Source organism: Enterobacter sp. B79-1 (genome assembly GCF_057444735.1).
In genome coordinates, this window is the sequence record NZ_JBYAZJ010000006.1 from 195,144 (window position 1) to 221,386 (window position 26,243).

General features: G+C 56.9%; 25 protein-coding genes, 1 pseudogene and 1 other annotated feature. Of the genes and pseudogenes, 11 read left to right on the forward strand and 15 right to left on the reverse strand.

The window, feature by feature from the left end:
* Positions 1-24: 24 nt before the first annotated feature.
* The gene (locus tag AC2T6E_RS17440) at positions 25-771 is read left to right on the forward strand and encodes a GntR family transcriptional regulator (RefSeq protein ID WP_024907387.1); all 747 of its coding nucleotides are present in this window, start codon (positions 25-27) and stop codon (positions 769-771) included.
* On the opposite strand, the gene AC2T6E_RS17445 is transcribed toward AC2T6E_RS17440, so the two are convergent.
* The 3 genes from AC2T6E_RS17445 to ibpA form a co-directional block, all read right to left on the reverse strand.
* On the reverse strand, positions 739-2,400 hold the full coding sequence (locus AC2T6E_RS17445; RefSeq protein WP_120159005.1) for a putative transporter: 1,662 nt from the start codon (positions 2,398-2,400) through the stop codon (positions 739-741). The two genes, AC2T6E_RS17440 and AC2T6E_RS17445, sit on opposite strands and share 33 nt — an antisense overlap.
* Before the next feature lie 215 nt (positions 2,401-2,615).
* A complete protein-coding gene (ibpB, locus tag AC2T6E_RS17450) occupies positions 2,616-3,044 on the reverse strand; it encodes a small heat shock chaperone IbpB (protein ID WP_010426545.1) in 429 nt (142 codons plus the stop codon).
* 136 nt (positions 3,045-3,180) lie between these two features.
* Positions 3,181-3,591: a small heat shock chaperone IbpA gene (ibpA, locus tag AC2T6E_RS17455; RefSeq protein WP_010426546.1), complete on the reverse strand. Its 411-nt coding sequence runs from the start codon at positions 3,589-3,591 to the stop codon at positions 3,181-3,183.
* Positions 3,585-3,656 (reverse strand) — a sequence feature (ROSE (Repression Of Heat Shock gene Expression) occurs in the 5'-region of heat shock genes and acts as an RNA thermometer to modulate expression.). (Overlaps the previous gene by 7 nt.)
* 248 nt (positions 3,657-3,904) lie before the next feature.
* Here ibpA and AC2T6E_RS17460 point away from each other — a divergent pair.
* Positions 3,905-4,237, forward strand: a complete 333-nt coding sequence (locus AC2T6E_RS17460; RefSeq protein WP_010426547.1) for a YceK/YidQ family lipoprotein — start codon at positions 3,905-3,907, stop codon at positions 4,235-4,237.
* On the opposite strand, the gene AC2T6E_RS17465 is transcribed toward AC2T6E_RS17460, so the two are convergent.
* The 8 genes from AC2T6E_RS17465 to AC2T6E_RS17500 form a co-directional block, all read right to left on the reverse strand.
* A complete protein-coding gene (locus AC2T6E_RS17465; RefSeq protein WP_431643037.1) occupies positions 4,234-5,463 on the reverse strand; it encodes a YidR family protein in 1,230 nt (409 codons plus the stop codon). The two genes, AC2T6E_RS17460 and AC2T6E_RS17465, sit on opposite strands and share 4 nt — an antisense overlap.
* 51 nt (positions 5,464-5,514) lie before the next feature.
* Positions 5,515-6,852 carry an MFS transporter gene (locus AC2T6E_RS17470; RefSeq protein WP_486692649.1) on the reverse strand — a complete coding sequence of 446 codons (1,338 nt, stop codon included), beginning with the start codon at positions 6,850-6,852 and terminating at the stop codon, positions 5,515-5,517.
* Positions 6,853-6,966: 114 nt separating this feature from the next.
* Complete coding sequence (gene dgoD, locus AC2T6E_RS17475; RefSeq protein WP_063145116.1) at positions 6,967-8,115, reverse strand: galactonate dehydratase; 1,149 nt, start codon at positions 8,113-8,115, stop codon at positions 6,967-6,969.
* Entirely contained in the window at positions 8,112-8,729 is a 618-nt protein-coding gene (locus AC2T6E_RS17480; RefSeq protein WP_042714333.1) for a 2-dehydro-3-deoxy-6-phosphogalactonate aldolase, read from the reverse strand. Before AC2T6E_RS17480 ends, dgoD begins: the two co-directional genes overlap by 4 nt.
* Positions 8,713-9,591 (reverse strand): 2-dehydro-3-deoxygalactonokinase, encoded by an 879-nt coding sequence (locus AC2T6E_RS17485; protein ID WP_431643041.1) that lies wholly within the window; start codon positions 9,589-9,591, stop codon positions 8,713-8,715. Before AC2T6E_RS17485 ends, AC2T6E_RS17480 begins: the two co-directional genes overlap by 17 nt.
* The gene (gene dgoR / locus AC2T6E_RS17490) at positions 9,588-10,277 is read right to left on the reverse strand and encodes a D-galactonate utilization transcriptional regulator DgoR (protein WP_163354545.1); all 690 of its coding nucleotides are present in this window, start codon (positions 10,275-10,277) and stop codon (positions 9,588-9,590) included. The genes AC2T6E_RS17485 and dgoR overlap by 4 nt, the downstream gene beginning before the upstream one ends.
* 226 nt (positions 10,278-10,503) lie before the next feature.
* Positions 10,504-11,316, reverse strand: coding sequence for a sugar-phosphatase (gene yidA, locus AC2T6E_RS17495; RefSeq protein ID WP_172701413.1), 813 nt, complete (start codon positions 11,314-11,316; stop codon positions 10,504-10,506).
* Positions 11,317-11,431: 115 nt separating this feature from the next.
* Entirely contained in the window at positions 11,432-12,457 is a 1,026-nt protein-coding gene (locus tag AC2T6E_RS17500; RefSeq protein ID WP_212474365.1) for a zinc-dependent alcohol dehydrogenase family protein, read from the reverse strand.
* 110 nt (positions 12,458-12,567) lie between these two features.
* On the opposite strand from AC2T6E_RS17500, the gene AC2T6E_RS17505 reads away from it, so the two are divergent.
* On the forward strand, positions 12,568-13,503 hold the full coding sequence (locus tag AC2T6E_RS17505) for a LysR family transcriptional regulator (protein WP_458667901.1): 936 nt from the start codon (positions 12,568-12,570) through the stop codon (positions 13,501-13,503).
* 34 nt (positions 13,504-13,537) lie between these two features.
* Here the strand turns inward: AC2T6E_RS17505 and gyrB are convergent, their stop codons facing one another.
* From gyrB to dnaA, 4 genes are read right to left on the reverse strand one after another with little or no spacing between them, the layout of a single operon-like run.
* Entirely contained in the window at positions 13,538-15,949 is a 2,412-nt protein-coding gene (gene gyrB / locus AC2T6E_RS17510) for a DNA topoisomerase (ATP-hydrolyzing) subunit B (protein ID WP_089598329.1), read from the reverse strand.
* A gap of 28 nt (positions 15,950-15,977) precedes the next feature.
* Positions 15,978-17,051, reverse strand: coding sequence for a DNA replication/repair protein RecF (recF, locus tag AC2T6E_RS17515; RefSeq protein WP_126815756.1), 1,074 nt, complete (start codon positions 17,049-17,051; stop codon positions 15,978-15,980).
* Complete coding sequence (gene dnaN, locus AC2T6E_RS17520; RefSeq protein ID WP_010426557.1) at positions 17,051-18,151, reverse strand: DNA polymerase III subunit beta; 1,101 nt, start codon at positions 18,149-18,151, stop codon at positions 17,051-17,053. The genes recF and dnaN overlap by 1 nt, the downstream gene beginning before the upstream one ends.
* Positions 18,152-18,155: 4 nt before the next feature.
* A complete protein-coding gene (gene dnaA, locus AC2T6E_RS17525; protein WP_010426558.1) occupies positions 18,156-19,550 on the reverse strand; it encodes a chromosomal replication initiator protein DnaA in 1,395 nt (464 codons plus the stop codon).
* Between the two features lie 322 nt (positions 19,551-19,872).
* On the opposite strand from dnaA, the pseudogene AC2T6E_RS17530 reads away from it, so the two are divergent.
* The 8 genes and pseudogenes from AC2T6E_RS17530 to yidZ form a co-directional block, all read left to right on the forward strand.
* Positions 19,873-19,923 (forward strand): annotated as a pseudogene (locus AC2T6E_RS17530) (hypothetical protein); the annotation flags it as partial.
* Between the two features lie 228 nt (positions 19,924-20,151).
* The gene (rpmH, locus tag AC2T6E_RS17535) at positions 20,152-20,292 is read left to right on the forward strand and encodes a 50S ribosomal protein L34 (protein ID WP_000831330.1); all 141 of its coding nucleotides are present in this window, start codon (positions 20,152-20,154) and stop codon (positions 20,290-20,292) included.
* 16 nt (positions 20,293-20,308) lie between these two features.
* Positions 20,309-20,668 (forward strand): ribonuclease P protein component, encoded by a 360-nt coding sequence (gene rnpA / locus AC2T6E_RS17540; RefSeq protein WP_010426559.1) that lies wholly within the window; start codon positions 20,309-20,311, stop codon positions 20,666-20,668.
* Positions 20,632-20,889: a membrane protein insertion efficiency factor YidD gene (yidD, locus tag AC2T6E_RS17545; RefSeq protein WP_001307474.1), complete on the forward strand. Its 258-nt coding sequence runs from the start codon at positions 20,632-20,634 to the stop codon at positions 20,887-20,889. The genes rnpA and yidD overlap by 37 nt, the downstream gene beginning before the upstream one ends.
* A gap of 2 nt (positions 20,890-20,891) precedes the next feature.
* Positions 20,892-22,535, forward strand: coding sequence for a membrane protein insertase YidC (gene yidC / locus AC2T6E_RS17550; protein WP_108417239.1), 1,644 nt, complete (start codon positions 20,892-20,894; stop codon positions 22,533-22,535).
* Between the two features lie 72 nt (positions 22,536-22,607).
* Positions 22,608-23,972, forward strand: coding sequence for a tRNA uridine-5-carboxymethylaminomethyl(34) synthesis GTPase MnmE (gene mnmE / locus AC2T6E_RS17555; RefSeq protein WP_032662070.1), 1,365 nt, complete (start codon positions 22,608-22,610; stop codon positions 23,970-23,972).
* A gap of 111 nt (positions 23,973-24,083) precedes the next feature.
* Entirely contained in the window at positions 24,084-25,259 is a 1,176-nt protein-coding gene (locus tag AC2T6E_RS17560; RefSeq protein WP_486692656.1) for an MdtL family multidrug efflux MFS transporter, read from the forward strand.
* Positions 25,228-26,199, forward strand: a complete 972-nt coding sequence (yidZ, locus tag AC2T6E_RS17565) for an HTH-type transcriptional regulator YidZ (RefSeq protein ID WP_120159014.1) — start codon at positions 25,228-25,230, stop codon at positions 26,197-26,199. Before AC2T6E_RS17560 ends, yidZ begins: the two co-directional genes overlap by 32 nt.
* The last annotated feature ends 44 nt before the right edge of the window (positions 26,200-26,243 follow it).

Below are 26,243 nucleotides of genomic sequence, written 5' to 3' on the forward strand. Positions count from 1 at the left end.
TAATAAGGGCAGAGAGGTCTACTGGTGATCTACAAATCAATCGCCGACAGATTGCGGCTGCGGCTGAATTCGTCGGACTACAACATCGGCAGCCCGCTGCCGGGCGAAAAAGCGCTGGCGCAGGAGTTTGGCGTGGCGCGAATGACCATCCGCAAGGCGCTGGATCTGCTGGTGAGCTGGGGGCTGGTTGAGCGGCGGCACGGCAGCGGAACCTTTGTCTCACGCAAAGACGTCCACCACGAAACCACCAACCTGACCGGGCTGGTGGAGGTGCTGCGTCAGCAGGGAAAAGAGGTGCAGAGTAAGGTGCTGCAGTTCGAAGTGATGCCCGCCCCGCCCGCCATCGCCAGCCAGCTGCGGATTCAGGTGGATGAGCGGATCTATTTTTCCCGGCGGGTGCGCTACGTGGACGGGAAGCCGCTGATGCTGGAGGACAGCTTTATGCCGGTGAAGCTGTTTCGCAACCTCTCGCTGGCGCATCTTGAGGGGTCTAAGTTTGATTACATCGAGAAGGAGTGTGGGATCACCATCAGCGGCAACTATGAGAGCCTGACGCCGGTGCTGGCAGATAAAACGCTGGCCGGTTATATGAACCTGCCGGAACAGACGCCACTGCTGCGCATTACCTCTCTCTCCTACAGCGACAGCGGCGAGTTCCTCAATTATTCCGTGATGTTCCGCAATACCAGTGATTACCAGGTGGACTACCATCTGCGGCGCATCCACCCGGACGACCTGCTAGCTCATCCCCCAGAACAGCACCGCCAGTAGCTGCGGGGTGATGATGCGCAGGAACATCACCAGCGGATAGACGGTGGCATAGGAGAGCGCGGCCGCGCCGCTGGTGGCGTGCAGGTTGTTGGCAAAGGCCAGCGCGGGCGGATCGGTCATGGAGCCCGCCAGCATGCCGCACAGCGTCAGGTAGTTCATTTTGGCGAACATCCGCGCCAGTATTCCCACCGTCAACAGCGGGATCGCCGTGATGAAAATACCGTAGCCGACCCAGCTCATCCCTTCACCCTTGACCAGGGTATCGACAAAATCTCCACCGGATTTCAGGCCGACCACCGCCAGGAACAGCACGATGCCCAGCTCGCGCAGCGCCAGGTTGGCGCTCGGCGGCATAAACCAGTAGAGCTTCCCGATACAGCCGATACGCCCGAGGATCAGCGCCATAATCAGCGGCCCGCCCGCCAGACCCAGCTTGAGCGCCACCGGGAAGCCCGGCACGTACACAGGAATAGAGCCGAGCAGCACGCCGAGCCCGATGCCGATAAACACCGGCAGCATCTGCACCTGCTGCAGTTTTTGCTGGGCGTTACCCACCATATCCGCCACGGCGTCGATGGACGACGGGCGACCGACCAGGTTCAGGATATCCCCGAACTGCAGGCTGGCGTCCTGGCTGGCAACCAGTTCGACACCCGCACGGTTAAGGCGGGAGATCACCACGTCATAGCGCTCTTTGACCTGCAGATCGCGTATTTTCTTGCCCAAAACCTTTTCATTGGTCACGACAACGCGCTCGACGCGCATATCGGTGCCGCGGGTTGAGAGCGAGGTATCCACTTCCTGCCCAATCACCAGACGGGCGTTGTTTAAATCGCCGGGCTGACCGACCAGGTGCAGCAGATCGCCCTGCTGAATGACGGTGCCGGGTGCGGGCACCATCAGCATATCGTCACGCTTAAGGCGGGAGCAGATGATGTTAGCGCTGTTGAGGATCGGCACGTCCTGAATTGCCATATTGTTCAGGTTGGGGTTATCGACGCGAATATTGATGGTTTTGATCGGCATATGGCCGTTGGTGAGCGTGGTTTCATGATCCATCGCCTCTTTTTCAACGTTGACGCGAAACAACACCCGCACCAGCCACATGGAGAGCAGAATGCCGCAAATCCCAAACGGATAGGCCATGGCGTAGCTCATCCCCATCTGGTCGACAATGCCGGGTTCGATACCCAAATCGCGCAGGATTTGCTGGCCCGCGCCGAGCGCTGGCGTGTTGGTGACCGCCCCGGAGAAAATGCCCAGCACCACGGGCAGCGGGATATCGAAGATTTTGTGCAGGATCGCGGTGACCAGCCCGCCCATCACCACAATGCCGAGGGCAAACAGGTTGAGCCGTAGTCCGGAGACCCGAAGTGAAGCAAAAAAGCCCGGCCCGACCTGAATGCCGATGGTATAGACGAAGAGGATCAGGCCGAACTCCTGAGTAAAGTGGAGCATTTCGGCGCTGAGGACCAGCCCGAGCTGGTCGGCAAAGTGCCCGACAAAAATGCCGCCAAACAGCACCCCACCAATCCCAAACCCGACGCCGCGGATTTTGATATTCCCTATCCACAGGCCAACAACAGCGACCAGGGCCAACACGCTGACGGTTAACGCGATATCACTCATGATCCACTTCCTGTGCATAACCTTAGTTATGCTAAGGATTCTCTCAGAGCCGGATGCGATTGTATGGGCGATGGCGCACAAAAAAGCCCTGCCGTGGCAGGGCTTCGTGCAGTCTGTGAGTATTGTCGGGTGGCGGCTGCGCCTTACCCGACCTACAGGAGCGGCAGGATTTGTAGGCCGGGTAAGGCATAGCCGCCACCCGGCAAAAAAGTCTATTAACTATTCAACGCCGGACGCTCGCTAATGGCGATACGCTGCGGCGCGATGGCTTCCGGCACGTTGCGGAGCAGGTCGATATGCAGCAGCCCGTTGGTAAACGTCGCGCCGGACACTTCCATATGGTCTGCCAGGGTAAAGCTCAGGCTAAACGGCTGATTAACCAGCCCCTGATGCAGCCATTTGGTCTCGGTCTCTTGTTTTTCCGGCGTCCCTTTCACGGTCAGACGCGTACCTTCAAGCTGGATATCCAGATCGTCCTGGCGGAAGCCGGCTAGCGCAAGGGTGATGCGATAGTGGTTATCGTCGCTTTTTTCGATATTGTACGGCGGAAACGTCTGTTGCTCGGTGGTGCTTTGCAGGGCGTTAGCCAGTTTGTCAAAACCAATCCACTGACGCAGCAGGGGGGATAAATCGTAGTTACGCATACTAAATCTCCTTCTGAGAAGCGAGTTCGGCACAGTTTAATTTTGTGCGCAGTTGTTCCTGCAAATCCTGATGGATTCGCATATGCTCCCGTTACGGCAAGCAATTCTGGGTGGGCCGCTCACGCGACCCGCGTAATTAGTTAATTTCGATACGGCGCGGTTTTTTCTCTTCCGGAATCACACGTTCCAGTTCGATAAACAGCAGGCCGTTAACCAGGTTCGCGCCTTTAACGTGAATGTTCTCGGCTAACTGGAACTTGCGTTCAAAGTTGCGCTCGGCGATGCCCTGATAAAGGTAGGTACGTTCTTTCTGCTCGGCCGCATGGGAACCTTTCACCACCAGCAGATTGTCCTGCGCGGTGATCTCCAGTTCGTTTTCTGCAAAACCGGCGACGGCAATAGCGATGCGGTAGTGGTTTTCGTCAACCAGCTCAACATTGTATGGAGGGTAGCCGTTGCTCTGGCTTTGGTTATTTTCTAAATGGTTAAACAGGCGGTCAAAACCAATTGCAGAACGGTATAGCGGAGAAAGATCGAAGTTACGCATAAATAAAACTCCTGAAATCAGCGAGAAAATGTAGCCTTCCACCATGGACAGGCCTTTGTGCCCCCGAACACCCATCAGGCGAGTTCGTTATCGGGCCACATTCTTAAAATGGGTCTGGATACGGGCTTTTCAAGCGTATTGATGTGAGATTTTTTTGCACTTTGCGGGTTGTCGCTTAGACTGGGACAACAGCACAAAGAGTTAAATTGCGATGGCTGCCACAGTGCGGGGTTTTCGGGCTATTCATTTAGGGTAAGGCTCGCTATAACCCTGAGTTGCAGGTCGATGCAGTGTTATTAACGATGACTGAGTGATGATGAAAAATGTTCTGATAAAGCTGACAGCGTTCAGCGGGGTGGTATTACTTTGCGGGTGCTCGAGCGTGATGTCTCACACCGGCGGTAAAGAAGGAACATATCCGGGGACGCGCGCCAGTGCGGCCATGATTTCCGATGACGACACAAACTGGGGAACCAAATCTCTGGTTATCCTGGATATGCCTTTCACGGCAGTCGCCGATACGCTGCTACTCCCGTGGGACATGTTCCGCACGGACAGTTCCGTGCGCTCACGCGTTGAGAAAAGCGAGCAGGAAAATCTAGCGACCAACGCCGTCATCCCGCCCGCTGCAATGCCCCCGCGTTAGTCCTCAGCGGTTTCCGTTAGCCACAGCTGGCGGAAACCGTCCGTCTCTTCCATCCAGGCGATAGAGCGCCCGTCAGGCGAGAACACGACCGCATCCGCAGACGGTGGATTGCCGCGATCGGACGTCAAAAACGTCACCTCTCCGGTCTGCGCGTCGCAGCAGGCGATCCGGTTTTCAAGCACACACCCCAGCATGTTCCCGGAAGGGTGCCAGTTGAACGCAGACTGAATCCCGCTCTCCGTATGGGTTAACTGGCGCGGCTCGCCGCCCTCAGGAGAGATCAGCCACAGCTGCACAATGCCGTTATCATCCCGCATCAGAAACGCGATCTGCGTTCCCTGCGGATTACTGCGAACCCAGTGGCGCGGCACGTTCACCAGCCCCGGATAACGGTTCTGGTGAGTGAAGGTCAATCGACGCTGCATCACCCCGGCAGGTGGCGCTGGCAGCGTCTCTGGCGTTCCCTGCAGCGGCGCATCACCCGCTCGTTTCCAGCCCTGCTCGTCCTGCGGTAACGCGACAATAAACAACTCGGGTACTTTTACGCCCTTTTCAGACAGCGTGTCGCCGATAAACGCCAGCCTGTCGTTGCCTACCCAGCCCTCCTCATAGGCGCGGTTGATTTCATCGCTGCCCGGCTGTGGGTTGGGCGTGGTGCGGCTGACCAGCACGCTCCAGAAGGTTCCCGGATAGTCACGCGGATGATTCCCCTGCGGGTTCACCGGGCCGAAAGGCGCAGCCACGCCGACGTTGCGTAAATCGAGCTTCGGATCGCGCTCGTGCAGCACGTGGTCGTTATAGGTGAAGCTGACGAGCTGCCCGTTCGGGCTAAAGACGTGCACATGGCTTCCGCCGCGCAGCGCGCCTGCGGTGTAGGGCGCAGTGATATCCATCGCGTCAAGATTGCTCACCTGTCCGTTACAGGCAATGACTCCCTGACGATGATGAAAATCGTAGTGCCAGTCTGCGTCCGGGTTTTTCGGGCCGTGGATAAAGACGTATTTGTCCTGTGCCGGATGAACGGTCACCACGCCGACGTGCGCGCCGTCAGTGGCGCGATAGATCACCTCCACCTCACCCGTAGCGACATTGACCCGCTCAATGGTTTCGCCGGTAAATGACGCACCAGACGGGCGTACGTCGTAGACCAGCCACTGGCTGTCCGGCATCCAGGTATTGATGTTTGTCAGCTGGTGATGGCGGGAAGCGAAGGTGATTTGTTTCATGAGGATACCCTGATGCACGGTGAGTGCATCAGGGTAAAACATCCGTAGGGATTAGCCTACTCGTTTCACATCACCCACCAGCAGGATGTAGGAGAGCGCGCCGATCAGCGCCACGGCGGAGATGTAGACCAGCGCCGGGCCGAAGCCGTAGTCCTGCGCCAGGTAGCCGATGACCAGCGGTACGGTGATCCCGCCCAGCCCGCCGACAAAGTTGAACACGCCGCCGGTCAGGCCAATCAGCCGCATCGGCGCGAGGGACGACACCAGCGACCAGGTGATAGAGGCGAAACCGTTACCGAAGAACGCCACCGCCATCAGGGTCATAATCCACACCGGATCGTTGGTGTAGTTGGCACCCATGATGCAGGTGGAGATCAGCAGCCCGCAGATAATCGGCGTTTTACGCGCCACGCCCAGCGAGTAGCCTTTTTTCACCAGCTTATCGGCCAGCCAGCCGGAGAGCAGCACGCCGAAAAACGCCGCGAGGAACGGCACGGTGGTCATAAAGCCCGCTTTCAGTGCCGTAATGCCCTTTTCCTGGGTCAGGTAGTTCGGGAACCAGGTCAGGAAGAACCACAGCGTGGAGGTCACCGCGAACTGGCCTAAATACACGCCCACCAGCTTACGGTCGAAGACCAGCTTCCAGTCCGCTTTGGTCAGCGGCTGGCGCGCCTCTTTTTTCACCGGCGCATCGCCATCCACCAGGCCACCGCCGTCGCGGATGTAGTCCAGCTCGGCTTTGGTGATGCTTTTGGTCATCCGTGGAGGTTGATAGACCTTAAACCAAATTAGCGACCAGATAATGCCAATCCCACCGGTGACGATGAACACCCAATGCCAGCTCAGCAGCTCCTGGATCCAGATCAGCAGCGGCGTCAGGAACGCCAGGCCAACAAACTGCCCGGAGGTGTAAAAGCCGACGGCAGAAGCGCGCTCATGTTCCGGGAACCAGCTGGTCACCATGCGGTTATTGGTGGGAAAGGCGGGCGCTTCGAAAACCCCAGTGATCGCGCGCAGGCCAATCAGCGACATCAGCCCGGTCGCGAAGCCCTGGAACAGCGTCGCCACGGACCAGCCGAAAATGGCGATAAAGTAGGTCAGACGTGAACCCACGCGGTCAAGGAACCAGCCGCCGGGGATCTGGCAGAGCGTATACAGCCAGGCAAACGCCGAGAAGACGTAGCCCATTTCCGCTTTGGTGATGCCAAACTCTTCCTGAATATGAGCCGATGCCACGGCAAGGTTGGCGCGGTCGACATAGCAAATGACCACGGTAATAAAGATCATGATTAGCGTCAGGTAGCGGCGACGCCCGGTTTTTGCAGCAGTAACTGGAATATCCATCGCAATCTGTCTCCAGATTTTGGGCATAGCGAAGCCGCTCACCATGCCCTGTAATTTACAGAGGGTTATATTTTTGTATGTACGTTTTTATTGCCCGGTGGCGCTTCGCTTACCGGGCCTACGGGAGAGTAGGCCGGATAAGCGTAGCGCCATCCGGCTTTACCATTCGGCTACGGAACCGTCCTCATGACGCCATAGCGGGTTGCGCCAGTCTGGCGCGTTTTTACTGAGCTCAATAACTTTGGCTTCGTCAATTTCTACGCCAAGGCCCGGCTTCGTTAACGGTTTAAAGAAACCGCCTTCCATGCTGAAGTCTTCTTTGTTTTTCACAAAATCGAGCAGCTCCGCGCCCTTGTTATAGTGAATCCCCATGCTCTGTTCCTGGAACACGGCGTTGCGGGAGACAAAGTCCACATGCAGACAGGCTGCCAGCGCGATCGGCCCGAGCGGGCAGTGCGGCGCCAGCGCCACATCGTAGGCTTCTGCCATTCCGGCAATTTTGTAGCATTCGGTGATGCCGCCCGCGTGGGAGAGGTCCGGTTGCAGGATCGCAATGCCGCCCGCTTCGAGCACGCGTTTAAACTCGAAGCGCGAGAACATGCGTTCCCCCGCCGCGATGGGAATGTGCGTCTGTTCAGCCAGTTTCGGATAGTATTCCGCCTGCTCTGCCAGCACCGGCTCTTCGATAAACAGCGGGCGATACGGCTCCAGCTCTTTAATCAGCACTTTGGCCATCGGCGCGCTGACGCGGCCGTGGAAGTCCAGACCAAACTCGATCTCGTTGCCGAAGGCTTCACGGATTTGCGCCACGGTATTCACCGCGCGATCCACCGCACGCGAGTTGTCGATAATGCCCATCTCTTCGCAGCCGTTGAGCTTGAAGGTATCAAAGCCAATGTTGCGCAGCTGCGTGATGCCGTCGATCACTTCCGCAGGACGGTCGCCGCCGACCCAGCTGTAGGCTTTAATTTTGTCGCGCACCAGGCCGCCCATCAGCTGCCAGACCGGCGCGTTCAGCACTTTGCCTTTGATATCCCACAGCGCCTGGTCGATACCGGCGATGGCGCTCATCAGGATCGGCCCCCCGCGGTAGAAGCCCGCGCGGTACATCACCTGCCACAGGTCGTTGATGCGCGCCGGATCCTGGCCAATCAGGTATTCACCCAGCTCGTGAACCGCCGCTTCAACGGTGCGCGCGCGTCCTTCAATCACCGGTTCGCCCCAGCCCACAACGCCTTCATCGGTTTCGATTTTCAGGAACATCCAGCGCGGGGGTAAACGGTACGTGGTGAGTTTGGTTATTTTCATTTCACTGCCTCTCGATACGCTTTCACGAATGCTGCCGCCTGCTGTGCGGTACGTTCCACGGACTGCCCGGCGCGATACAGATCGCTGCCCAGCCCCGCGCCCACACAGCCCGCGCTCATCCACTGGCCCAGGTTTTCTGGCGTTACGCCGCCCACGGCAAAGACCGGCACGCTGGCAGGCAATACCGCTTTCAACGCTTTGATGTAGTCAGGGCCAAAGGCCGACGACGGGAATATTTTGAGCGACTGTGCGCCCGCATCCAGAGCAGTAAAGGCTTCCGTGGCGGTGGCGCATCCCGGGCAGACGGTCATGCCGTAACCCACCGCGCGGCGGATCACCTCAGGCTGAATGTTGGGCGTGACGATAAGCTTGCAGCCCATTTTCGCCAGTTCATCCACCTGCTCCGGGTGCAGCACGGTGCCTGCGCCAATCAGCGCCTTCTCACCGAACGCCTCCACCACGGCCGGAATGCTTTTTTCCCATTCCGGCGAGTTGAGCGGGATTTCTACCGCGTCGAATCCGGCGTCGATAACCGCACCGACGTGGGCTAACGCCTCATCGGGCGTGATGCCGCGCAAAATTGCGATAAGGGGAAGATCAGTTTGCCACTGCATGAGCGATGCTCCTTATTCCTGCCTGAAATGCCGTGTCGCCGGATACCGTTGCAACATCACACCCAACGGCGCGGAACGCCTGCTCGTAGCGCGACGTCAGCGATGCGCCGGCGACAAGGGTGACGGCCTGCTCGTGCGCGATGAAATCACGCATGCTGGCGACTTCTGCGCCAATCAGCAGGCCGGAGAGAAATTCGCTGACCTGCTCGCGCGGGAGATTTCCAAGCACGTGCGAGGCGCGAACCTCAAAAAGCTGCGGCAAAACGGCAGGGGAAGCGATCCCACGTTCAAGCCCGGCAGCAAACGCCTCTGACGAGGCTTCCTGCTCCGGCAAACCGGCTCCCACCAGCGAGTGGTTGAGCAGCAAATGGTGCAGCTCGCCGGTCATCACGGTGCGAAAATCGTGGATTTGCTCAGCATCAGCCTGGACCCACTTGCAGTGCGTTCCGGGCATGACGTAGACAGAAGAAGGAGAAAGCGTGCGCGCGCCAAGCAGCTGCGTCTCTTCGCCGCGCATCACGTTGTGGTTATCGTCGCGAGAGACGCACAAGCCGGGAATAATCCAGATATTGTCGCCAACGGACGTTAACTGCTCGCCAATAGCGGAGAAGTGGGCGGGAACCGGCAGATAAGGCGCGACTTTCCAGCCTACGTTACTGCCGACCATACCCGCCATGACCACCGGCGTGGCGCTATCGCGCCAGTGTTGTGTGACCTCTGCTAACACCGCCTCGGGGGATTTACCGTTCAGGCGCGTCACGCCTGCTTCTGATTGCCTGCTCTCCAGGCACTGCTCGCCCTTATAAAGCCAGGCGCGCAGATTGGTCGATCCCCAGTCAATTGCGATGTAGCGAGATGTCATGTGATTTCCTTCAGCCTTCGTGTCGAGCTGGCGATCATGGTAAGTGCCGCCTGCTCTGCCGCATCGCCATCCTGATGCCGTATCGCATCGAACAGCGCTTTATGTTCCTGGAGCGTTTTCGGCATGTTGGCCTCATCGCCCATCCAGGTACGTTCAAATACTGCTCGCTGTAGCGAGCTGATCGCTACGCTAAGCTGCTGTAATACCGGGTTATGCACCGACTGCAGCACCGCTTCGTGGTAGCGAATATCCGCCTCGTTAAACGCTTCCCGGTTCTGGTTATTGGCGATCATGGCGTTTAAAGCCGACTCAATCTGCGCCAAATCGCCGGACGTTGCGCGCTCCGCCGCCCAGCGGGCGATGGCCGGTTCCACCAGGTTTCGTACCTCGCTCATCGCACCGATAAGCCTTGGGTCGTAGTCGTTTTCCAGCACCCACTGCAGAACGTCGGTATCGAGGTAGTTCCACTGGTTGCGCGGGGCAACAAACGCGCCGCGGTACCGTTTCATTTCAATCAGCCGTTTCGCCATCAGCGAGCGGAACACTTCCCGGATGATGTTGCGCGAGGTTTCAAACTCCTCGCACAGTTCGGCCTCTGCCGGCAGCGGTGAACCGGGAACGTATTTGCCCCCCACAATCTGGGTGCCCAGCGTGATGACGATGCGATCGGTTTTATTGAGAGTCATGGAGAGTCCTTGTGCTCTGTATGTCCATCACTACTTTACCGCGACCGCTGAATTTCACCTCACTTTTGCAGTACAAACGTGAGGGTGTTCGTCTTTGCCGTGACGGTAATGTAGTACAATCGTTTAATGTTGTACTACAATACAGATCACAAAAAGAACAATTCAATAAATTCAGCGCAAAAAAAAGCCCCAGTTGATAACCGAGGCTGATGATTAAAAATAAGCGTTACTGCAGCACAAATTTCTCGATCGCGTGGGCAACGCCGTCTTCCAGGTTGGATTTGGTCACGAAGTTGGCCACTTCTTTCACCGACGGAATGGCGTTATCCATCGCCACGCCCATGCCCGCGAACTCAATCATCGCGATGTCGTTTTCCTGGTCACCCAGCGCCATGATCTCTTCCGGTTTGATACCCAGCGCATCAGCAAGCGATTTTACGCCAGTGCCTTTATTGACGCGTTTATCGAGGATTTCGAGGAAGTATGGCGCGCTTTTTAGCACGGTGTACTTCTCTTTTACCTCCGCCGGAATGCGTGCGATGGCTTTATCCAGGATTTCAGGCTCGTCGATCATCATCACTTTCAGGAACTGGGTCGCCGGGTCCATCTTCTCGGCTTCACAGAACACCAGTGGGATCGTCGCGACAAAGGATTCATGCACCGTGTAGTAGCTGATGTCGCGGTTAGCGGTGTACAGCGTGTTGCGATCGAGCGCGTGGAAGTGCGACCCCACTTCACGGGACAGTTTTTCCAGGAACAGGTAGTCATCATAGTTCAGCGCAGTTTGCGCCACCGTGCTGCCGTCTGCCGCTTTCTGCACCAGCGCGCCGTTGTAGGTGATGCAGTAGTCACCAGGCTGATTCATGTGCAGCTCTTTCAGGTAGCTGTGTACGCCCGCATACGGACGGCCCGTGGTCAGGACCACATTCACGCCCTTCGCGCGGGCGGCGGCGATCGCGTTTTTAACGGCTGGAGAGATGGTGTGGTCTGGCAGCAGCAGCGTGCCGTCCATGTCGATTGCAATGAGTTTGATAGCCATGAGATCCCCGGGATAAATGAGTGCTGCCTCATGCTAACGCGATTAAGCCCACAAAAATAGAGCTACATTGCGCAACAGAAATACCCCTTTTACGCAAATCCCGGGGAGCGCTGACTTACTCGCGGGTAAGGACGATTTTGCCAAACGCGCCGCGATCGAGGTGTTCAAACGCCTGTTCAAGCTCGTTAAAACGGTAGCGATGTTCGATCACAGGTTTCAGTCCGGTCACATCCACGGCGCGGACGAAATCTTCCAGCGCCCGGCGGTGGCCTACGCCAATCCCCTGAATGACGGGGGATTTCAGCAGCAGTTCACCAGCTGAGAGCGTAATCTCCGTCCCGGCCAGCACGCCAATCACGGAGATACGCCCGTGAACGGCAACGGCGCGCAGGGAATGCTTCAGGTTCTCTCCCCCTACGGTTTCGATAATATGGTCGATGCCGCGATCCTGCGTGAGCGCCAGCGTATTTTCAGCCCAGTCACCCTTCAGACGGTTGATGCCCTGATTAGCCCCCAGTTTTTTGGCCTGCGCCAGTTTTTCATCGCTTCCCGAGGTGACAAACACCTCTGCGCCGTGCGCTTTTGCGATTTGCAAAGCAAAGAGCGCCACGCCGCCCGTGCCCTGCACCAGCACCGATTGCCCGGCGCGCAGCTGGCCGCGTTCCACCAGCGCAAACCAGGCGGTAAGCCCTGCGCAGGGCAGCGTGCTGGCCTCGGCGTCATCCAGGGTCTCCGGAGAGGCCACCAGCGCGTCTTCCTTCACAATCACATACTCGGCCAGCATGCCCTGGAAGTATCCGCCGGACGTTTTATAGGGCAGATTGCGCGCGTCCGCCTGCGGCTTACCGTCGATCCACTCAGGGAAGAAGGTTGAGATGACGCGTGCGCCAGGTTTGAAGCGCGTAACGCCTTCACCAATGCTGTCCACCACGCCCGCCATGTCAGACGCCGGGGTAAACGGGAAGGAAAGCGGGATCGGCATCGTGCCTTCAACAACCATTTTATCGCGATAGTTAAGCGCAACGGCATTCACCCGCACGCGCACTTCACCCGGGCCTGGCTGTGGAACGGGTGCCTGAGTCAGCTTGAGGTTCTCGCGCCCGAGGGCATCCATGGACCAGCGTTGCATTGTCTCTGTCATTTTATTTCTCCTGCCATCAGATGGGCTTTAGTCCTGACAGTCTACCGTTGACCAAGTGTCGCCAGTGGCGATAAGTTTTCTCTTTATTGACGCCAGAATAGATACAATCCATGACCGATACGCTGAAGGATATTCCTGTTTTTGTGGCCGCCGTTGAGGCGGGAAGTTTCGCGCAGGCCGCCATTCGTCTGCATTTGTCACGCTCGGCGGTAGGAAAAAGCATCGCTCGCCTCGAAGAGCGGCTGGGGGTACGTCTTTTTCAACGCACCACCCGCAGCCAGAGTCTGACCGATAACGGCGCCCTTTTTTATGAACGCTGCCTGCGCGCGCTGGAGGAGATTCGGGGTGCGGAATCGCTGCTTGAAACCGGGAAACAGCAGGTCAGCGGTCGCCTGCGCGTTGCCATGCCAGTGCTGTTTGGTCGCCAGTGCGTCGCCCCGCTGCTGATCGCGCTGGCGCAGGAACACCCCGGGCTTGAGCTTGAAATGTCATTCAGCGACCGCGTGGTGGATCTTGTGGAGGAAGGGTTTGATATGGCAGTGCGGAACGGCACGCTTCAGGACAGCAGCGTGCTGGTCGCCAGAAAGCTGGGGGAACACCGCATGGTGCTGTGCGCCGCGCCGGAGTATCTGCTGAAGAAAGGCCAGCCACAAAGCGTTAATGATTTACCCCAGCATACGGCCATTAACTATTTGAGCGCAGGCAGAGTATTGCCCTGGCAGCTGATGGATAGCGAAGGAACGTCGCGCACCTTTACCCCTCGATCGTCGCTCAACATGGATGATTTGCAGGCGATCTGCGACGCTGCGCTGGCCGGACACGGCATTGCATGGCTGCCCTGCTGGATGGTCGTTAAAGATATTCACCAGGGTAAACTCGTCCCGCTCCTGAAGCAGGCGCCGGATGTGCATTTCAACGTTCATGCGGTGTGGCAGCAGACTCCGCATCTGCCGCTGAGGGTAAGAATGGCGATAGATACGCTGGCGAGCCGTTTACCGTCCGTGATGTCGCTGGATATGCCTGCGCCCACAAAAAAGCCGCGCTAAAAGCGCGGCCAGTTTTCGTGCGGTATAACGACGATTAAATATCGATATTTGCCGCTTTCAGGGCGTTCTCTTCGATGAAGGCACGACGTGGTTCAACCGCATCGCCCATCAGGGTCGTGAACAGCTGGTCCGCAGCAATTGCGTCCTTAACGGTGACGCGCAGCATGCGGCGGCTTTCCGGATCCATGGTGGTTTCCCACAGCTGGTCCGGGTTCATTTCGCCCAGACCTTTATAGCGCTGGATCGCGAGGCCACGACGGGACTCTTTCACCAGCCAGTCCAGCGCCTGCTCGAAGCTGGCTACCGGCTGACGACGTTCGCCACGTTCGATGAACGCATCGTCTTCGATCAGCCCGCGCAGCGTCTCACCGAGCGAGCAGATACGGCGGTATTCCGGACCGGTCACAAACTCGTGTTCCAGCGGGTAGTCGGTATCAACGCCGTGGGTACGCACGCGAATAATAGGCTCGAACTGCTTATCGGCGTTCTGCTGGATATCGCATTTCCACATGCTGCCGTGCTGCTCTTTCTCGTTCAGATCGGTCACCAGAGCGTTCACCCAGCGGGTCACGGTCTGCTCGTCGCTCAGATCGGCTTCGGTCAGGGTTGGCTGATAAACCAGCTCCTTCAGCAGCGTTTTCGGATAACGGCGTTCCATACGCGTGATCATTTTCTGCGTGGCGTTGAACTCGGACACCAGACGCTCCAGCGGCTCACCGGCCAGTGCAGGGGCGTGAGAGTTCGCGTGCAGGGTCGCACCATCAAGCGCGATCGCGATTTGGTACTGATCCATCGCTTCGTCGTCTTTAATGTACTGTTCCTGCTTGCCTTTCTTCACTTTGTACAGCGGCGGCTGTGCAATGTAGACGTGGCCACGCTCAACGATTTCAGGCATCTGACGATAGAAGAAGGTCAACAGCAGCGTACGGATGTGCGAGCCGTCGACGTCCGCATCGGTCATGATGATGATGCTGTGGTAGCGCAGCTTGTCCGGGTTGTACTCATCACGGCCGATGCCGCAGCCCAGCGCGGTGATGAGGGTCGCCACTTCCTGAGAAGAGAGCATCTTGTCGAAACGGGCTTTCTCAACGTTGAGGATTTTACCCTTCAGCGGCAGAATCGCCTGGTTCTTACGGTTACGGCCCTGCTTCGCAGAACCGCCCGCGGAGTCCCCTTCCACGAGGTAGAGTTCAGACAGCGCCGGGTCACGTTCCTGGCAGTCAGCCAGTTTGCCCGGCAGGCCTGCTAAGTCCAGCGCGCCTTTACGACGGGTCATTTCACGGGCTTTGCGCGCCGCTTCACGGGCACGTGCCGCATCGATAATTTTGCCCACCACGATTTTCGCGTCGGACGGGTTTTCCAGCAGGTATTCGCTCAGCAGTTCGTTCATCTGCTGCTCAACGGCCGATTTCACCTCGGAAGAGACCAGCTTGTCTTTGGTCTGTGAGGAGAACTTCGGATCCGGCACCTTCACGGAAACCACGGCAATCAGGCCTTCACGGGCGTCGTCACCGGTGGCGCTGACTTTCGCTTTCTTGCTGTAGCCTTCTTTGTCCATGTAGGCGTTCAGGGTACGGGTCATCGCCGCACGGAAGCCTGCAAGGTGCGTACCGCCGTCACGCTGTGGAATGTTGTTGGTAAAGCAGTAGATGTTTTCCTGGAAACCGTCGTTCCACTGCAGCGCCACTTCCACGCCGATACCGTCTTTTTCGGTAGAGAAATAGAAGATATTCGGGTGAATTGGCGTTTTGTTCTTGTTCAGATACTCAACGAACGCTTTGATACCACCTTCGTAATGGAAGTGATCTTCTTTGCCGTCACGCTTATCTTTCAGGCGAATAGACACGCCGGAGTTCAGGAACGACAGTTCGCGCAGGCGTTTCGCCAGGATGTCGTACTCGAATTCGGTGACGTTGGTGAAGGTTTCATGGCTCGGCCAGAAACGTACCAGGGTACCGGTTTTGTCGGTATCGCCGGTGACGGCCAGCGGGGCCTGCGGCACGCCGTGAGTATACAGCTGACGGTGAATTTTGCCTTCGCGCTGAATAACCAGCTCCAGCTTCTGCGACAGGGCGTTAACCACGGAGACGCCTACGCCGTGCAGGCCGCCGGAAACTTTATAGGAGTTATCGTCGAATTTACCGCCTGCGTGCAGGACGGTCATGATCACTTCCGCAGCAGATACACCCTCTTCCGGGTGAATACCGGTTGGGATGCCACGACCATCATCGGTGACGGAGACGGAGTTGTCCGCATGGATGGTGACCACGATGTCTTTACAGTGACCCGCGAGCGCTTCGTCGATAGCGTTATCTACCACCTCGAATACCATGTGGTGCAGACCGGTGCCGTCATCCGTGTCGCCGATATACATACCCGGGCGCTTACGCACCGCATCCAGCCCTTTCAGGACTTTGATACTGGAGGAGTCATAAGAATTCGACATCAACGTTTCTCGCTCATTTCAACTTGGGTTAATCCGTTATTTTACCCTTTTCCACGGTAAACATCTTCGAATTTTCGTCCGACATGTCTATAACGTGTTCAGCGCTAATGGCGCTGACGAAAACCTGCGACTGCGTGGCTTTTAAGCGGCTGGCAAGCAGCCCGCGCCGCGCGTCGTCGAGTTCCGAGGCAAAATCATCTATCAGGTACAGGCAGCGTCTTCCGCTTTCGCGGGTGAGAAACTCTCCCTGTGCCAGGCGCAGCGCGCACATCAGGAGCTTGAGCTGCCCGCGCGACAGCGTATCTTCCACCGGCGCACCGTCGGCACGAATGCGGAAATCCGCCTTGTGCGGGCCGTGCGCGGTGTAGGTCAACATGCGATCGCGCTCGAAGTTTCTCTCTAACACCTCGGCATAATCCGTCTCTTTCTCCCAGCCGCGCTGGAAGGAGAAGGTGAGAGTGAATTCGGGTAAAAACTGTTTGCAGGTATCGGCCATGTCTTCGGCGATACCTGCGCTGTATTCGGCACGCCAGTTGCTGATTTGTTCCGCGAGAGGGATTAATTCCCTATCCCACGGACGCAGCTGGGCGTAGCGTGTAACCTGGCGCAACGCGGCATTACGCTGCTTTAGCAGGCGCTTCAGGTTGCTCCAGGCGTTAAAGAAACCGGCTTCGTTGTGAAAGCATCCCCAGTCGAGGAACGCTCTTCTGTATTTGGGGCCGCCGTTGAGTAAAGTAAACCCCTCCGGCGTAATCAGCTGCATTGGCATCAGCAGCGCCAGCTCTGCCACTTTATGGCCGTCGGTGCCGTCGATGCGCACCTTGCTGTCGCCCTGCTTGTCTTTGGTCAGGCCAATGGCGGTTTCCCGCTCCGCCCCCTGCAAACGACCGTGCAGAACAAAGGATTCCTGCTCGTGGCGAATGACGCGACCAATCTGCAAACTGCGAAACGCCCGACCGTGGCCGAGCGTATAGATGGCTTCCAGCACGCTGGTTTTGCCGCTGCCGTTTGCGCCAACCAGGAAGTTAAAGCCAGGGGATAAAGCGAGATCCGCGCTTTCGATATTGCGAAAGTCGCGGATCAACAGACGGGTGAGCGACATTACAGTCTCATTGGCATGACAACATAAGCCGCGCTTTGGCTGGCCGCATCTTCAATCTGTACGCTTGAAACGGAGTCGGTCAGCAGAATGCGCACGTTCTCGCATTTCAGTGCATTCAACACATCCAGCACGTAACTGACGTTAAAGCCGATTTCCATCTCGGTTCCGGCGTAGGTGACGTCCAGAATTTCTTCTGCCTCTTCCTGCTCCGGGTTGTTAGCGGTGATTTTGATCTGGTTTTCGCTCACGTACAGGCGCACGCCGCGGAATTTCTCGTTAGAGAGAATGGCCGCACGGGCAAAAGCCTGCTTGAGGCTGTCGCAGCCTGCTTCCAGCGTTTTGTCCGGGTTTTTCGGCAATACGCGGCGATAATCCGGGAAACGACCGTCAACCAGCTTAGACGTGAAGACAAAATCACCCACGTGTGCGCGGATGTTGTTGCTGCCGATCTGCACGCGCAGCGGCGTGTCGCCACCGTCGAGCATACGCATCAGCTCAATCACCCCTTTACGCGGCACGATCACCGAATGGTTTGGCAGTGAGTCGCCAATCGGCATAGAACAGACCGCCAGACGGTGGCCGTCGGTGGCTACGGTACGCAGCTCTTCACCTTCGGTTTCGAACAGCATGCCGTTTAAGTAGTAACGAACGTCCTGATGCGCCATGGAGAACTGCGTAGCTTCAATCAGACGCTTCATCGTCGCCTGTGGCAGGGTGAATTCAACTTCGCTCTGCCAGTCGTCCAGGTTCGGGAAGTCTGCAGCAGGCAGCGTGGAGAGCGAGAAACGGCTGCGGCCAGAACGCACCAGCATACGGTCGCCTTCCAGCTGCACGGCGATTTCAGCGCCTTCCGGCAGCCCACGGCAGATATCAAAGAATTTACGTGCCGGAACCGTGGTCGCGCCTGCGTCGTGCGGCTGAGTCAGCGTAACGCGCGCGATCATTTCCATTTCCAGATCCGTGCCGGTCAGCGACAGCGTACCGTCCGCGACCTGAAGCAGCAGGTTTCCGAGAATAGGCAGCGTTGGGCGGCCACCTAATGGGCCACTCACCTGTTGCAGCGGTTTTAATAAATGTTCACGTTCAACGGTAAATTTCATAGCGTCACGATGATAATGTTCTGATTAAATTGGAAAAATCTTCTTTTATGTCGTGGCTTTCTTCGCGTAACTGCTCAATCTTACGACAAGCGTGCAGCACGGTCGTATGGTCACGGCCACCAAACGCATCCCCGATTTCCGGCAGACTGTGGTTGGTTAACTCCTTTGCCAGCGCCATCGCCATCTGACGCGGACGCGCCACCGAGCGGGAACGACGTTTAGACAGTAAATCTGCCACTTTGATCTTGTAGTACTCAGCCACCGTCTTTTGAATATTGTCGATGGTGACCAGTTTTTCCTGCAATGCCAGCAAATCGCGCAGCGCTTCACGCACAAAATCGATGGTGATCGCACGACCGGTGAAGTTGGCGTTGGCAATCACACGGTTCAGCGCGCCTTCCAGCTCACGCACGTTGGAGCGCAGACGCTTGGCAATAAAGAACGCCACCTCACCCGGCAGGCGAATGTCGTTTTCATCGGCTTTCTTCATCAGGATCGCGACGCGGGTTTCCAGCTCCGGTGGCTCGATCGCCACGGTCAGGCCCCAGCCGAAGCGGGATTTCAGACGATCTTCAACGCCGTTGATCTCTTTTGGATAACGATCCGAGGTCAAAATGATCTGCTGATTGCCTTCCAGCAGGGCGTTGAAGGTATGGAAAAATTCTTCCTGCGATCGTTCTTTATTGGCAAAGAACTGGATGTCATCGATCAGCAGGGCGTCAACGGAACGATAGTAGCGTTTAAACTCTTCGATCGCATTGTTTTGCAGGGCTTTTACCATGTCCTGAACGAAGCGCTCGGAGTGCATATACACCACTTTCGCATTAGGCTTGCGCGCCATAATGCCGTTACCCACTGCATGCAGCAGGTGCGTTTTACCCAGACCCGTGCCGCCATAAAGGAACAGCGGGTTATAAGCACCACCGGGGTTATCAGCAACCTGACGGGCCGCCGCGCGCGCCAGCTGGTTCGACTTACCTTCAACGAAGTTATCGAAGGTGTGCTTAACGTTAACGTTAGAGCGATAGGTTGGCTCAGCGGGCGCAGGGACGTTATCCCAGCCCTGACGAGCAGGTGCGACGCGAGGGGCCGGAGCAGGAGCGGCCTGAGCTGGCGCGGCTACGTTCACGGTTTCACGTACGGTTTGGGTGACCGGCTTTGTGCCCACTTCAAAGCGCAGCTGTGGGGCATCTGACCCGCAGAAATCGTTCAGCAGTCCATTGATATTATTAAGGTACTTGTCCCTTACCCAATCGAGCACAAAACGGTTTGGCGCATACAAAGCCAGCGTGTTATCGCTCAGTTCCGCCTGCAACGGGCGGATCCACATACTGAATTCTGTGGCTGGTAACTCATCCTGCAATCGGGCAAGACACTGCTGCCAAAGCGAAAGTGACACGGCGGACTCCACTCGAACAATAAAAGAAAACTATTGAATATTCATGATTGTTGGCGCACATCGACATGACCCTGTGCAAAAGGGGGATGTGCGAATTGCTATCTGCAATTTAATCCTGACCAGGATCCTGGGATCCCGATCGGGACCGCGGATCATAGCCTAAACTGAGCCAGAGATCTTCTGTTTCTCACAGATTCTTCCCGATTTATCCACAGGAAGATCCGAAACCGGGTAAGTGTAAACGATCCTGACGCGAGTGCCCCACGATTTAGCCCGCATATTGGAAAAATTAATGAGCACAGACAATTTATTGCTTAAATGATCTAACGAAGATCCGGGACGATCCTTGCGCTTTGTTCGGGAGCCCGTATAATCCTCGACCCGGCGCGTGATGCTCATCTTCCTGCGTCGTCCGTTGCTCATTTTCCACGCGAAAACGTGCGGAAATACGCGGGAAATAAGGAAAGAGAATTGACTCCGGAGTGTACAATTATTACAATCCGGCCTCTTTAATCACCCACGCTGAGGCGTTAGTCGTTCGAAACTCGTTCGGGTATACGCAAAAGTCAGTGAATTTATTCAAGTTTAGGTAGAAATCGCCATGAAACGCACTTTTCAACCGTCTGTACTGAAGCGCAACCGTTCTCACGGCTTCCGTGCTCGTATGGCTACTAAAAATGGTCGTCAGGTTCTGGCACGTCGTCGTGCTAAAGGCCGCGCTCGTCTGACCGTTTCCAAGTAATAAAGCTAACCCCTGAGTGGTTAAGCTAGCATTTCCCAGGGAGTTACGTTTGTTAACTCCCACTCATTTCACTTTCGTCTTCCAGCAGCCACAACGGGCTGGCACGCCGCAAATCACCATCCTCGGCCGCCAAAATTCGCTGGGGCATCCCCGCATCGGTCTCACAGTCGCCAAGAAAAATGTTAAGCGTGCGCATGAACGCAATCGGATTAAACGTCTGACGCGTGAAAGCTTCCGTTTACGTCAACACGAACTGCCTTCTATGGATTTCGTGGTGGTGGCGAAAAGGGGGGTTGCCGACCTCGATAACCGTGCTCTCTCGGAAGCGTTGGAAAAATTATGGCGCCGCCACTGTCGCCTGGCTCACGGGTCCTGATAGCCCTCATTCGGGTCTATCAGCGCCTGATTAGTCCGCTACTCGGGCCACATTGCCGTTTCACGCCAACATGCTCAAGCTACGGAATTGAGGCATTGCGCAGGTTTGGAGTGATAAAAGGCAGTTGGTTGACGGTGAAACGCGTATTAAAATGCCACCCTTTACACCCAGGTGGAGACGACCCCGTCCCTCCAGGACCCTTTGATACCAGAGAACACTAACGATGGATTCGCAACGCAATCTTCTTATCATCGCTTTGTTGTTCGTGTCTTTCATGATCTGGCAGGCATGGGAGCAGGATAAAAATCCTCAACCCCAGCAGCAGACCACGCAGACCACGACCACCGCAGCGGGTAGCGCCGCCGACCAGGGCGTACCGGCCAGTGGCCAGGGGAAACAGATTACGGTTAAGACCGATGTGCTTGAGCTGACTATCAACACCCGTGGTGGTGATGTTGAGCAGGCGCTGCTGTTGACCTACCCGAAAGAGCTGAAGTCTACCGAACCGTTCCAGTTACTGGAAACCACACCTGAGTTCCTGTATCAGGCTCAGAGCGGCCTGACCGGTCGTGATGGCCCGGATAACCCGGCTAACGGTGCGCGTCCGCTGTATACCGTCGAGAGTGATACCTTTGTGCTGGCCGATGGTCAGAACGAACTCGCTATCCCGATGACCTACACCGACGCGGCGGGCAATACCTTCACCAAAACCTTCACCCTGAAACGTGGTGAATATGCGGTGAACGTGGGCTACAGCGTACAGAACGCCGGTGAAAAACCGCTGGAAATCTCGACCTTTGGTCAGTTGAAGCAGTCCATCAATCTGCCGTCTCACCGTGACACCGGAAGCAGCAACTTTGCGCTGCATACCTTCCGCGGCGCGGCGTACTCCACGCCTGATGCGAAGTACGAGAAATACAAATTCGACACCATTGCCGATAACGAAAACCTGAACGTCAGCGCTAAAGGCGGTTGGGTGGCAATGCTGCAGCAGTATTTCGCAACAGCATGGGTGCCAAATAACGACGGTACCAACAACTTCTACACCGCGAACCTCGGCAACGGTATTGCAGCTATCGGCTACAAATCACAGCCGGTTCTGGTGCAGCCGGGTCAAACCGGTAAGCTGGCAAGCACCCTGTGGGTCGGCCCGGAAATCCAGGACAAAATGGCTGCTGTTGCGCCGCACCTGGATCTGACCGTCGATTACGGCTGGTTGTGGTTCATCTCTCAGCCGCTGTTTAAGCTGCTGAAGTTCATCCACAGCTTCCTGGGTAACTGGGGCTTCTCCATCATCGTTATCACCTTCATCGTTCGTGGCATCATGTACCCGCTGACTAAAGCGCAGTACACCTCCATGGCGAAGATGCGAATGCTGCAGCCAAAGATTCAGGCTATGCGTGAGCGTCTGGGCGATGACAAACAGCGTCAGAGCCAGGAGATGATGGCCCTGTATAAAGCAGAGAAAGTAAACCCACTGGGTGGTTGCTTCCCGCTGCTGATTCAGATGCCAATCTTCCTTGCGCTGTACTACATGCTGATGGGCTCCGTTGAGCTGCGCCACGCGCCGTTCGCCCTGTGGATCCATGACCTGTCTGCACAGGACCCGTACTACATCCTGCCGATCCTGATGGGCGTGACGATGTTCTTCATCCAGAAGATGTCGCCGACCACCGTGACCGACCCGATGCAGCAGAAGATCATGACCTTTATGCCGGTCATCTTCACCGTGTTCTTCCTGTGGTTCCCGTCAGGTCTGGTGCTGTACTATATCGTCAGCAACCTGGTGACCATCATCCAGCAGCAGCTGATTTACCGTGGTCTGGAAAAACGTGGCCTGCATAGCCGCGAAAAGAAAAAGTCCTGATTCGGTAAGTTAACGCTAAAATAAGGGCGGTCGATTGACCGCCTTTTTTATTTGTATTGAACGAGACCAACCATGAGCCATAACGACACTATCGTCGCCCAGGCAACCCCACCGGGACGCGGTGGTGTAGGCATTCTGCGCATCTCCGGCCTGAAGGCGCGCGAGGTGGCCGAAGCGGTGCTGGGTAAACTGCCAAAGCCGCGCTACGCTGATTACCTGCCGTTTAAAGATACCGACGGCACGCCGCTGGACCAGGGCATTGCGCTGTGGTTCCCCGGCCCGAACTCCTTTACCGGCGAAGACGTGCTGGAGCTGCAGGGCCACGGCGGCCCGGTTATCCTCGACCTGCTGTTAAAACGTATTCTGACCCTGCCTGGCCTGCGCATTGCGAAGCCGGGCGAGTTCTCCGAGCGTGCTTTCCTCAACGACAAGCTCGACCTGGCGCAGGCAGAAGCGATTGCAGACCTGATCGACGCCAGTTCCGAACAGGCGGCTCGTTCCGCCCTGAACTCGCTGCAGGGGGCATTCTCCGCGCGCGTAAATCACCTTGTGGAAGCACTTACTCACCTGCGCATCTACGTCGAAGCGGCTATCGACTTCCCGGATGAGGAGATCGACTTCCTCTCTGACGGTAAAATCGAAGCCCAGCTCAACCAGGTGATGAACGATCTCGACGCCGTGCGTGCCGAAGCACGTCAGGGCAGCCTGCTGCGTGAAGGGATGAAGGTAGTGATTGCTGGTCGCCCTAACGCCGGGAAATCAAGCCTGCTGAACGCCCTGGCGGGCCGTGAAGCGGCGATCGTGACTGACATTGCCGGAACCACCCGCGACGTGCTGCGCGAGCATATCCACATCGACGGGATGCCGCTGCATATCATCGACACCGCCGGTCTGCGCGACGCCAGCGACGAGGTCGAACGCATCGGTATCGAACGCGCCTGGCAGGAGATCGAGCAGGCCGACCGCGTACTGTTTATGGTGGACGGCACCACGACCGACGCCGTCGACCCGGCTGACATCTGGCCAGACTTTATCGCCCGTCTTCCGGCCAAGCTGCCGATCACCGTGGTGCGTAACAAAGCGGATGTCACCGGCGAAACGCTGGGCATCAGCGATGTGAACGGTCACTCACTGATTCGCCTGTCGGCGCGTACCGGTGAAGGCGTTGACGACCTGCGTAACCATCTCAAGCAGAGCATGGGCTTTGACACCAGCATGGAAGGCGGCTTCCTGGCGCGTCGCCGTCACCTGCAGGCGCTGGAAGAGGCGGCGAACCACCTTGTTCAGGGTAAAGCGCAGCTGATCGGCGCGTGGGCGGGCGAACTGCTGGCGGAAGAGCTGCGTCTGGCGCAGCAGAATCTGAGCGAGATCACCGGGGAGTTTACGTCGGACGATCTGCTGGGAAGGATTTTCTCAAGTTTCTGTATCGGTAAGTAATCCCCGCTCAGTAATGGTGATTTCCTCCCGGGAAATCACCATTATCCAAATGGCAACTCGCCTTATCTCTTTTCACCCCCTATGCTGCATGCCTGCATCTATGGGGGGTTTATGGCTCGTTTTCTGTTTTGTAGTTTCGCGTTGGTTCTGCTTTATCCGTCGGGCATTGATATGTATCTGGTGGGACTCCCCCACATCGCCCGCGATCTGGGTGCCAGCGAAGCGCAGCTGCACATCGCGTTTTCGGCCTACCTCGCGGGGATGGCGTCGTCGATGGTGTTTGCCGGGAAGATTGCGGATAAAGCAGGCCGCCAGCCTGTCGCGATAACGGGTGCCATCATTTTTGCCCTGGCCTCTCTTCTCTGTTCACAGGCGCAGAACAGCACCGTGTTCCTGTCGGGCCGCTTCATTCAGGGCATTGGAGCCGGTGGCTGTTACGTCGTCGCTTTTGCCATTTTGCGCGACACCTTAAGCGCCCAGCGCCGCGCCAAAGTGCTGTCGATGCTGAACGGTATTACCTGCATCATCCCGGTGCTGGCGCCCGTAGTGGGCTACCTGATCATGCTGAAATTCCCGTGGCAGAGCCTGTTCTGGACCATGGCGGCGATGGGTGCGCTGGTCTTTATTCTGTCTATCACCGTACTGAAAGAAACCCACCCGGGCTCGCAGAATACCGGTCATACCCCAACGATTCACCCAACTGAGAAGCTGCTTAACCGCTTCTTCCTCAGTCGTCTGGCCGTGACCACGTTAAGCGTGGCGGTGATCCTGACCTATGTAAACGTTTCCCCTGTCTTGCTGATGGAAACCATGGGCTTCGATCGCGGTCAGTATTCAACGGTGATGGCACTGACCGCGATGGTCAGCATGGCTGTCTCATTTTCTACCCCGTTTGCGCTGAACATTTTTCGCCAGCGCACGCTAATGCTGGCCTCACAGGCATTGTTCCTTGCCGCAGGCGTGATTCTGGCGATCGCGAGTTCGCACGCGGTGATGCTGGTGGGCATCACGCTCATCTGCGCCGGTTTTTCCGTCGGCTTTGGCGTGGCGATGAGCCAGGCGCTCGGGCCGTTCTCGCTGCGCGCGGGTGTAGCGAGTTCGGTATTGGGCATTGCGCAGGTCTGCGGTTCATCGCTGTGGATTTGGCTGGCAGCCGTTCTTGGTCTTAATGCGCTGAATATGCTGATCGGGATTCTGATTGGCTGTAGCATTGTCTGCATTACCTTACTTATGGTCATCCAGCCCGCGGCGCATTATGAAGAAGCCCATCAGCAGTCTCGATCTTAATCTCCTGCTTTGCCTACAGCTTTTGCTGCAGGAGCGCAGCGTCACCAAAGCCGCGAAGCGGATGAACGTGACGCCGTCTGCGGTGAGTAAATCACTGGCCAAGCTGCGCGACTGGTTCGAAGACCCGCTGTTTGTGAAAACGCCGTTAGGGCTGCTGCCCACTCCGCTGACGGTAAGCCTGGAGCAGGATCTGGCCGACTGGATGCAGATTGGCAATCAGATCCTCGATAAATTTCACCATGACTCCCCGGGCGGGCTGACGTTCGTGCTAGCTGCCGAAACGCCGTTGATGCTGATCCGCTTTAACGCCCTGCTGGAGCAGGTGAATCAGCGCTATCCGCAGGCTACGGTGAAGATGCGCCACTGGGATTACGATTCGCTGGATGCCATTACGCGTGGAGAGGTGGATCTGGGATTCACCGGGCGCGAAACGCACCCGCGATCGCGTGAATTGCTGAAGCTAATGCCGTGGTTTATCGACTACGAGATCCTGTTTAGCGACCGTCCGTGCGTGTATCTGCGTGAGGATCATCCGGCGCTACAGGAGGAGTGGAACCTGGAGACCTTTCTGCGCTACCCGCATATCAGCATTTTCTGGGAACGCAGCGATACCTGGGCGCTCGACGAGGTGCTAAGAGAGATGGGGCGCGAGCGTAATATCGCCATGAGCCTGCCCGGCTTCGAGCAGTCGATGTTTATGGCCGCACAGCCCGACCATAACTATATCGCCACCGCACCTTACTACTGCCATCACTACAATCAGCTCCACCAGCGAAAACTGATCGCGCTTCCTATTCCCATTGACGAAGCGCAGGCTGAAAAGCTGACCGTGCCTTTCACCATGATCTGGCATAAACGGAACAGCCATAACCCCAAAATCCTTTGGTTGCGTGAGACAATCAAAGCGCTGTACGCCGCTCCAGGTCCTGTTTTTGCCTAAGAAAATGTAAAGTTCGGTCCTAAGTCTTCTCTTACTCCCATTTA

Bases quoted from the DNA above. Each gene is read 5' to 3' on its own strand.
- AC2T6E_RS17445 (WP_120159005.1), bottom strand. From the start codon at position 2,400: ATGAGTGATATCGCGTTAACCGTCAGCGTGTTGGCCCTGGTCGCTGTT.
- ibpB (WP_010426545.1), bottom strand. From the start codon at position 3,044: ATGCGTAACTACGATTTATCCCCCCTGCTGCGTCAGTGGATTGGTTTT.
- ibpA (WP_010426546.1), bottom strand. From the start codon at position 3,591: ATGCGTAACTTCGATCTTTCTCCGCTATACCGTTCTGCAATTGGTTTT.
- AC2T6E_RS17460 (WP_010426547.1), top strand. From the start codon at position 3,905: ATGATGAAAAATGTTCTGATAAAGCTGACAGCGTTCAGCGGGGTGGTA.
- AC2T6E_RS17465 (WP_431643037.1), bottom strand. From the start codon at position 5,463: ATGAAACAAATCACCTTCGCTTCCCGCCATCACCAGCTGACAAACATC.
- AC2T6E_RS17470 (WP_486692649.1), bottom strand. From the start codon at position 6,852: ATGGTGAGCGGCTTCGCTATGCCCAAAATCTGGAGACAGATTGCGATG.
- dgoD (WP_063145116.1), bottom strand. From the start codon at position 8,115: ATGAAAATAACCAAACTCACCACGTACCGTTTACCCCCGCGCTGGATG.
- AC2T6E_RS17480 (WP_042714333.1), bottom strand. From the start codon at position 8,729: ATGCAGTGGCAAACTGATCTTCCCCTTATCGCAATTTTGCGCGGCATC.
- AC2T6E_RS17485 (WP_431643041.1), bottom strand. From the start codon at position 9,591: ATGACATCTCGCTACATCGCAATTGACTGGGGATCGACCAATCTGCGC.
- dgoR (WP_163354545.1), bottom strand. From the start codon at position 10,277: ATGACTCTCAATAAAACCGATCGCATCGTCATCACGCTGGGCACCCAG.
- yidA (WP_172701413.1), bottom strand. From the start codon at position 11,316: ATGGCTATCAAACTCATTGCAATCGACATGGACGGCACGCTGCTGCTG.
- AC2T6E_RS17500 (WP_212474365.1), bottom strand. From the start codon at position 12,457: ATGACAGAGACAATGCAACGCTGGTCCATGGATGCCCTCGGGCGCGAG.
- AC2T6E_RS17505 (WP_458667901.1), top strand. From the start codon at position 12,568: ATGACCGATACGCTGAAGGATATTCCTGTTTTTGTGGCCGCCGTTGAG.
- gyrB (WP_089598329.1), bottom strand. From the start codon at position 15,949: ATGTCGAATTCTTATGACTCCTCCAGTATCAAAGTCCTGAAAGGGCTG.
- recF (WP_126815756.1), bottom strand. From the start codon at position 17,051: ATGTCGCTCACCCGTCTGTTGATCCGCGACTTTCGCAATATCGAAAGC.
- dnaN (WP_010426557.1), bottom strand. From the start codon at position 18,151: ATGAAATTTACCGTTGAACGTGAACATTTATTAAAACCGCTGCAACAG.
- rpmH (WP_000831330.1), top strand. From the start codon at position 20,152: ATGAAACGCACTTTTCAACCGTCTGTACTGAAGCGCAACCGTTCTCAC.
- yidD (WP_001307474.1), top strand. From the start codon at position 20,632: ATGGCGCCGCCACTGTCGCCTGGCTCACGGGTCCTGATAGCCCTCATT.
- yidC (WP_108417239.1), top strand. From the start codon at position 20,892: ATGGATTCGCAACGCAATCTTCTTATCATCGCTTTGTTGTTCGTGTCT.
- mnmE (WP_032662070.1), top strand. From the start codon at position 22,608: ATGAGCCATAACGACACTATCGTCGCCCAGGCAACCCCACCGGGACGC.
- AC2T6E_RS17560 (WP_486692656.1), top strand. From the start codon at position 24,084: ATGGCTCGTTTTCTGTTTTGTAGTTTCGCGTTGGTTCTGCTTTATCCG.
- yidZ (WP_120159014.1), top strand. From the start codon at position 25,228: ATGAAGAAGCCCATCAGCAGTCTCGATCTTAATCTCCTGCTTTGCCTA.